This window comes from Streptomyces sp. M-16 (assembly GCF_052114405.1).
Lineage (GTDB): Bacteria > Actinomycetota > Actinomycetes > Streptomycetales > Streptomycetaceae > Streptomyces.
Genome location: NZ_JBFRER010000209.1, coordinates 1 through 6,491 on the forward strand (window position 1 = coordinate 1; position 6,491 = coordinate 6,491).

General features: G+C 75.5%; 4 protein-coding genes. 3 read left to right on the top strand and 1 reads right to left on the bottom strand.

The window, feature by feature from the left end; translation table 11 throughout:
- Positions 1-1,370, top strand: a 1,370-nt coding sequence (locus AB4039_RS40740) for an MFS transporter (protein ID WP_442273159.1), incomplete at its 5' end; no start/stop codon positions are given.
- Positions 1,367-2,617 (top strand): anhydro-N-acetylmuramic acid kinase, encoded by a 1,251-nt coding sequence (locus tag AB4039_RS40745; RefSeq protein WP_442273160.1) that lies wholly within the window; start codon positions 1,367-1,369, stop codon positions 2,615-2,617. The genes AB4039_RS40740 and AB4039_RS40745, both read left to right, overlap by 4 nt.
- Here AB4039_RS40745 and AB4039_RS40750 read toward each other — a convergent pair.
- The gene (locus tag AB4039_RS40750; protein WP_442273161.1) at positions 2,565-4,448 is read right to left on the bottom strand and encodes a hypothetical protein; all 1,884 of its coding nucleotides are present in this window, start codon (positions 4,446-4,448) and stop codon (positions 2,565-2,567) included. The two genes, AB4039_RS40745 and AB4039_RS40750, sit on opposite strands and share 53 nt — an antisense overlap.
- A 350-nt stretch (positions 4,449-4,798) precedes the next feature.
- On the opposite strand from AB4039_RS40750, the gene AB4039_RS40755 reads away from it, so the two are divergent.
- Positions 4,799-6,271: a multicopper oxidase family protein gene (locus AB4039_RS40755; protein WP_442273162.1), complete on the top strand. Its 1,473-nt coding sequence runs from the start codon at positions 4,799-4,801 to the stop codon at positions 6,269-6,271.
- Positions 6,272-6,491: the final 220 nt, after the last annotated feature.

Below are 6,491 nucleotides of genomic sequence, written 5' to 3' on the forward strand. Positions count from 1 at the left end.
CCACCGGCCGGGCCGTCCCGCCGCGCCGGGCGCTGCTGGCCGGCGCGGCCGGGAACTTCGTCGAGTGGTACGAGTTCGGCGTGTACGGCTGCTTCGCCACCGTCATCGCCGACCGCTTCTTCACCCCGGGTACGGCGGGCACGGACCCGGCCGCCCCGCTCCTGGCGGCCTACGCCTCCTTCGCCGTGGCCTTCTTCTTCCGGCCCGCCGGAGCCCTCCTCTTCGGCCGCCTCGCCGACCGGGCCGGGCGCCGCCCCGCGCTGGTCCTCGTGATCGCCCTGATGACCCTCGCCACCACCCTGATCGGCCTGCTCCCGGACCGGGCGACGGCGGGCGCCGCCGCCCCCTGGCTGCTCGTCCTGCTGCGCGCGGTACAAGGCCTGTGCGCCGGAGGGGAGTTCGGTGGCGCGGTGGCCCTGATGACCGAGCACGCGCCCCCGGGGAGGCGCGGCCGGTACGGGGCGTGGCAGTCCTTCACCGTCGCCCTGGGCCTGCTCGCCGGAGCCGCGGCCGCCGCCTTGACGGCCTCGCTGCTCCCCCCGGCGGCCCTGTCCGCGTGGGGCTGGCGGATCCCGTTCCTGCTGGCCCTCCCGCTCGGCCTGGCCGCCCTCGGCCTGCGCACCGCCCTCCCCGACCCCCGCACCCCCGCCCCGGAACCCGCCCCGGACTCCGTACCCGCCCTGGATCCCCCATCCGCCCCGGACCCCGTACCCGCCCCGGACCCCGTACCCGCCCCGGAACCCGTACCCGCCCCGGACCCCGCATCCGCCCCGGGCATCGGCACGGCGCGGGCCGTGGTGCTCGGCGTCGGGCGGATCATGGGCTGGTCGGCGGCCGGGTACACCTTCCTCGTCGTCCTCCCGTCCTACCTCCAGTCCACGCTCGGCGCGTCCTTCCGGGAGGCACTGATCGCCACCACCCTCGCCAACCTCGGCTTCGCCGCCTCGATCCTCCCCGCCGGCCGGCTCAGCGACCGCGTCGGCCGCCGCCCCGTCATGCTCGGCGGCGCCCTCGCCGTGGCCCTGTGCGCGCTCCCGCTCCTGCACCTCCTGCGGGACCCGGCCGCCGCCGCACCCGCCAAGGCGGCCGCCCTGCTCGCCGCGGGCGCCACGGTCGGGCTGCTCGCCGGCCCCGGCCCCGCCATGCTCGCCGAGATGTTCCCCTCCACCGTGCGCTGCACCGGGCTCGGACTCGCCTACGCCCTCGCCAACGCCGTCTTCTCCGGCTGCGCCGGCCTGATCGTCACCGCCCTGACCGCCGCCACGGGCGACCCCGACGTCCCGGCCTACTACGCCGGCGGCCTCTGCGCCCTCAGCGCCCTCGCCCTGGCCGGCCTGCGCGGCGGCGACCACCGAGGGCCGCTGCGGTGAGGGTCGTCGGCCTGATGTCCGGCACCTCGTACGACGCCGTCGACGCCGCCGCCGCGGACATCGCCCCCGACGAGGACGGCGCCCTGCGCCTGGTCCCGCTCGGCATGGTCAGCGCCCCCTACGAGGAGACCCTGCGGGCCGCCCTCGCCGCGGCCCTGCCACCCGCCGCCACCACACTGGCCGACGTGTGCCGCCTCGACACCCGCATCGGACAGGCCTTCGCCGCGCTGGCCGTCCGCGCCGACCGCGAACTGTGCGCCGGGCGCGCCGAGCTGATGGCCTCGCACGGACAGACCGTCTTCCACTGGGCGGACGCCGGCAGGGTGCACGGCACCCTGCAGATCGGCAGCCCGGCCTGGATCGCCGAGGCCACCGGCTGCCCCGTCGTCAGCGACTTCCGGCCCCGCGACGTCGCCGCCGGCGGCCAGGGCGCCCCGCTGGTCAGCCTCGTCGACCTGATGCTGCTGCGCGGCCGCCCCGGCGTCCCCGCCGCCCTGAACATCGGCGGGATCGCCAACCTCACCGTCCTCCGGCCGGCCGGCCCGCCCGTGGCCTTCGACACCGGCCCCGGCAACGCCCTCCTGGACGCCGCCGTACGCGAACTCACCGCCGGGCGGCTCGACCACGACGCGGACGGCGCCCTCGCCGCGGCCGGCCGGGTCCACGCGCCCCTGCTGCGCCGGCTCCTCGACGAGCCCTACTACCGCCTGCCCGCCCCCAAGACCACCGGCAAGGAGCTCTTCCACCCCGGCCACCTGCGCGCCGCCCTGGCCCCCCACCGCGGCCTCGCACCACACGACGTCCTCGCCACCCTCACCCGGCTCACCGCCCGCACCGTCGCCGACGCCCTGCRGCCCCTGGGCGCCACCGAGGTCATCGCCTCCGGAGGCGGCACCCGCAACCCCGCCCTCATGGCGGCCCTGCGCGAGGAACTGCCCCCGGGCACCGCCCTGCTCACCTCGGACGCGCTCGGACTGCCGGCCGCCGCGAAGGAGGCGTACGCCTTCGCCGTCCTCGGCTTCCTCACCGTCCACGGCCTCCCCGGCAACGCACCCGACTGCACCGGGGCCCGCGGCCCCCGCGTCCTCGGCTCCCTCACCCCCGGCCGCCGCCCCCTGACGCTCCCGCCCGCCGTCACCCGCCCGCCGGACGTCCTCACCATCGGGGACCGGCGCGCGAGCGGCTGCCGTGCCGTCAGCGCCGCGGCGGGGTCGGCAGCGCCCTGCCGTCCTGCTCCAGGAGGGTGAGCAGCACCAGCGCGTCCGTCCAGCCCAGCGGCACCACGGCCTTCGGCCGGCCCTGCTCGTCCACCGTCTCGGGGAGCTCGCCGAGCAGGTTGCGCCGGGACAGCACCCAGTCCAGCACCGCGCCGCCCTTGTCCCGCCGGCCCGTCGTCGACCAGGCCAGCGCGAAGAAGGAAGTGCTCGCCGTCCAGGAGACGTTCCCCCAGGGCGCGTCGGGGTCGTTCCCCGGGACCAGACCGCCGTTGGGGCGCAGCAGCGCCCGGTAGGTGTCGTCGAGGGCGGCGGGCAGGCCGGCGGGAGCGGCGTTGAAGGGCGGAGCCATGAACGCGGCGGCGCYGTCGCGGCCGTGGAGCCCGTCGACGGTGCGCGGGTAGCCGAGCGGCGCGAACCGCTTCGCGATCCCCGCCTCCAGCCGCCCGGCGGCCTGCGCCCACCGCCGCGAGTCCTCCTCCCGCCCGAGGCCGGCCGCCAGGTCGGCCGCGGCGTTCAGCCCCGCCAGCAGGGGAGCGGCCGTACCGATGTTGGCGGTGTCGGTGGGCAGTTCCCAGTAGTCGGGGGAGGCGGGCGGCAGCCCCTCCGCGTCCAGGGCCCCGGACGTGTGGTCGGCGGCCCTGGCGATCGCCGGGTACAGGGCGCGCAGCCGTTCGTCGCGGTCCGCCGCGGGAGCCGCCCGGTACCACTGCCAGGTGGCCCAGGGCACCCAGCCGTTGGCGTCGAGCTGCCAGGTCCGGGCGTCGGGCGGCCCGGAGCCGTCCAGGTGGGTACGGGCCTCCCAGGTGCCGTCCGCCCGCTGCGTGGCCGCGTTGTACCGCAGGATCCGGTACGCCTCCTCGTCATGGCCGGTGTGCGCGAAGGCGGCCGCGGCGAAGGCCGAGTCACGCGGCCAGGAGAAGTCCCAGAAGGGGGACCAGGCCGCCGCGAAGGCCCCGTTGGGGCGCAGCAGCGCCCGCATCGACAGCAGCGCCCGCTCCGCGCCCGCGTGCCGCGCCCCGGCCGAACCCGGGACCACACCGGAGGCCAGCCAGCGCCGGGACCCGGCGATCTGGGCCAGTGCGCCGGGGTCGTCCGCCGCCACGACGCGCGACTGCCCCGCACCCGACGGGAGGTAGCGCCACCGGCCCGACGGCAGCGCCAGCACGTTGCTGCCCTCCACGTAGTGGGCGCCGACCGCGAAGGCCGGGTCGACGGCCTCCACCACCTTCCCGTCGGTGAGCAGCCCGGCGGTCCGCGCGCCCCGCATCGCGTCCGGTACGTAGCAGGTCTCGGTCTCCCCGCACCGCTCGCCGCCCTCCGGGTTCACGTAGAACGCGAGCCGCCCCTCGCCCTCCTGCCAGCCGCCCAGCTCCTCGTCGTAGCGCGAGGCGGCCGGAGCGCCCGGCGACGCCGCACGGGTGCCGTGCCAGACGACCGGCCGCCCCCCGGCCGTGGCGGCCTGCGCGAAGAGGTAGTACGTGGCGCCCGGCCGCAGCGCGGCCTCCAGCGGGACCTCCACCCAGCCGGCGCCCGGCCCGCCCAGCCCCGAGAGGTCGACCCGGGCGGAGGCGACCGCGGAAGCGGGGTCGTCGCGGACGCCGCGCACCTGCACGTCGACCGTCCCCGTCCCGGCACGGCTGCTCAGGTACAGGCTCACCCGGGTCAGCCGGGAGCCGTCGGAGACGAACTCCTGGGCCCCCGCGTGACCCGTCGTCCCGGACCCCGCGATCCCGTACAGGGCCACGTCGTGAGCCGGCTGCCCGTCGAAGGAGAGGGGCCCGCCCGTGGCGGCCCGCCCGTACGCGGCGGGCGACAGGGTCGCCAGCAGGGCGGTGGCCACCAGAACGGACCGGATACGCATCACGCATGGCCTCCACAGTGATGAAGCGTCATGAAGCAGGTCGCGTCGCGCACTCGGCGCGCCGTTCAGTCAATATGACCCGGCCGGGGCGCCACGGCGTGGACGCTACCGCTCCTGCCGCGCAGGACACCCGCACTGTCGCCCGTATGGCCCAACGGTCCGCGGCCCGGACCCCGTACCCGGCCCGCCCGGCGTCGCGCTCCGCGGCTCCAGCGGAACAGGGCGGGGGCCCCACGGCCGCACGAGCGCGGCACAACCGTGATCGAACAAGCTTCCCGCGTCCACAACCGCGTACCCACGCGCCCAGCCGCGCGGCCGTGAGCCGCCGGGCAACCACCCACGGGGGAACAGTGATCACTCGACGGACCGCACTCAGGGCAGGCGTGGCCGCCACCAGCATCGTCGGCACGGGCGGGATGCTGCTGCCGGTCGTGAACGCCGTCGCCACCGAGCCCCCCGCCCCCGCGGCCGAGCTCGACGCCGCCGGCATAGCCAAGTTCACCCAGAGGATGCCGCTCGCCCCGGTCCTCCAGCCGTACCTGACGACGAGCACCACCAGCTACTACCGGATGAACCTGAAGGAGGCTTCGAAGGAGATCGTGCCCGGCCTGACCACCCGGCTGCGCACCTTCAACGGATCCTTCCCCGGCCCCGTCATCAAGGCCGAGTCCGGCCGCCGGGTCGTGGTCCGCCAGACCAACTCCCTCTCCGTCCCGACCTCGATCCACCTGCACGGCGCCCACGTGCCGCAGGACAGCGACGGCTCGCCCATGGACCTCATCGAGCCGGACGGCGGCACCAAGACGTACACGTACCCCAACACCCAGCCGCACGCGAACCTGTGGTTCCACGACCACGCCCACCACATGGAGTCGGAGAACGTCTTCCGCGGCATGACGGGCACCTACGTCCTCACCGACGACATCGAGCGCCGCCTGCGCCTGCCCTCCGGCGCCTACGACGTCCCGGTCTCGCTGCGCGACGCCCGCTTCGCGCAGAACGGCGAACTCATCTACGAGATGGGCGACTTCAAGCACCGCAACGTCATCCTCGCCAACGGCAAGGCCTGGCCGTACTTCGAGGTCGCGGCCCGCAAGTACCGCTTCCGCCTCACCAACACGGCCAACCAGCGGTTCTTCGCCCTCCGCCTCGCCGACGGCTCCGAGATCGTCCAGATCGGCACGGACGGCGGCCTGCTCCCCGCCCCGCACCGCACCGACACCATCGCGATCAGCCCGGGCGAGCGGGCCGACGTCGTCATCGACTTCTCCCGCTACCCGGTCGGCACCACCGTCGAACTGGTCAACAAGGACGTCGCCCCCTTCGAATCGGCCGACGTGGTCGGCAAGGTGATGCAGTTCCGGGTCACCCGCACCGCGCAGGACGACAGCGTCGTCCCGGACACCCTGCGCACCCTCCCGCCGCTGCCCGCCGCGAGCGTCAACCGCAGCTTCGACATGAAGATGGACGAGACCGGCAGCCCGGGCAGCCAGGCGTACATCAACGGCAAGACGTACGACATGGACCGGATCGACACCGAGATCGCCTACGGTGCCACCGAGATCTGGACCGTGAAGAACTCCAACCAGTTCGCCCCGCACAACTTCCACATGCACCTCGTGCAGTTCAGGGTGCTGGAGCGGAACGGGCAGCCGGTCACCGCCGGCTCCGAGACGGGCCTGAAGGACACCGTCCCGCTCAAGCCGGGCGAAACGGTGAAGCTCCAGGCCACCTTCACCGGCTACCGTGGCACCTACGTCTACCACTGCCACCTGTTCGACCACGGGGCCATGGGCATGATGGCGAACATGCGCATCTCCTGACGTACCACGGATCCCTCGCCCCGGCGGACGTACGGCCCGCCGGGGCCAGGCCGTTGCCGGAACCCGGTCTTGATCGTTTGGCTGCCTGACGGGCAGTCGGACGGACGGCGAGACACGGGACGGTGGTCGGGGTGCGGGTGGCGCGCAGGACGGTTCTACGGGCGGGCTCGGCGGGAGCGCTGGCGGCGCTGGTCGGCCACCCGCCGGCCGCCGCGGCGGC